We start from the raw sequence: 959 nt of genomic DNA on the forward strand, positions 1-959 counted from the left end.
AATTGATAGTTCTCAGTCATGGCCGCTTACTACAACGAATTTGACCCCTTTGCCGCTGCGTGGCTCCGCGAACTCATCAAAGCGGGCGTGATCGCAGACGGCGAGGTTGATGAGAGGAGTATATCCGATGTCCCCCCAAGTGACCTTGCCGGGTTTACCCAATGCCACTTCTTCGCCGGGATCGGCGTGTGGTCTTACGCCCTCCGGAATGCCGGTTGGCCCGACGACCAAGCCGTGTGGACCGGTTCCTGCCCTTGCCAGCCTTTCAGCGGCGCAGGCAAAGGAACTGGGTTTGCTGACGAGCGGCACCTTTGGCCCGCATTCTTCCACCTCATTTCAGTCTCGACGCCTCCGGTTGTCTTTGGCGAACAGGTTGCGAGTAAAGACGGCCTTGCTTGGCTCGACCTTGTACACGCTGACCTGGAAGGACAGGGCTACACCTGCGGGGCGGTTGATACCTGCGCTGCGAGCGTCGGTTCGCCGCACATCCGGCAAAGGCTGTACTGGGTGGCCGACGGCCTCGACAAGGGACTGGAAAGACACCCCCGGCATGGCGACAAAGCGCAAGGATGGAAGAAGCCGACTCGATCAACTTCCAAGGGTTGCGTTCCTGGCGGGCTGGTCAACGCCGAACGTGGAGGATTCCAAAAAGGACAACTGGACAAAATCAACACTCTTGGATGCCGTGGAGAAGGGGCAGCCAATACCGACGACGGCACAGCGACTCCGGAGTTTCGTTCATCTCACAGGCCCGGCCCGGTTAACGGCTGCTGGGGAGATGCTGACTGGCTCCTCTGCCGGGATGGATTCTGGCGAGCAGTTGAACCCGGCACATCCCCGCTGGCTGATGAATCTCCCGACCATATGGGACGACTGCGCGGCTATGGCAATGCAATCGTTGCCGCCCAAGCGCAAGCGTTCATCGAAAGTTACATCGAAGAAATCCGATGATTCAAAAT

Annotated in this window: 1 protein-coding gene; it reads left to right on the top strand. The window is 58.8% G+C overall.

Going from position 1 to position 959, the window contains the following annotated elements; genetic code table 11:
* Nucleotides 1-18 precede the first annotated feature (18 nt).
* Complete coding sequence (locus GO013_RS16655) at nucleotides 19-951, top strand: DNA cytosine methyltransferase (RefSeq protein ID WP_163813155.1); 933 nt, start codon at nucleotides 19-21, stop codon at nucleotides 949-951.
* Nucleotides 952-959: the final 8 nt, after the last annotated feature.

The organism is Pseudodesulfovibrio sp. JC047 (genome assembly GCF_010468615.1).
In the GTDB taxonomy this organism is placed as follows: domain Bacteria; phylum Desulfobacterota; class Desulfovibrionia; order Desulfovibrionales; family Desulfovibrionaceae; genus Pseudodesulfovibrio.

Excerpts from the sequence above, each read along its gene's own strand:
- GO013_RS16655 (WP_163813155.1), top strand. The coding sequence starts at position 19 with ATGGCCGCTTACTACAACGAATTTGACCCCTTTGCCGCTGCGTGGCTC.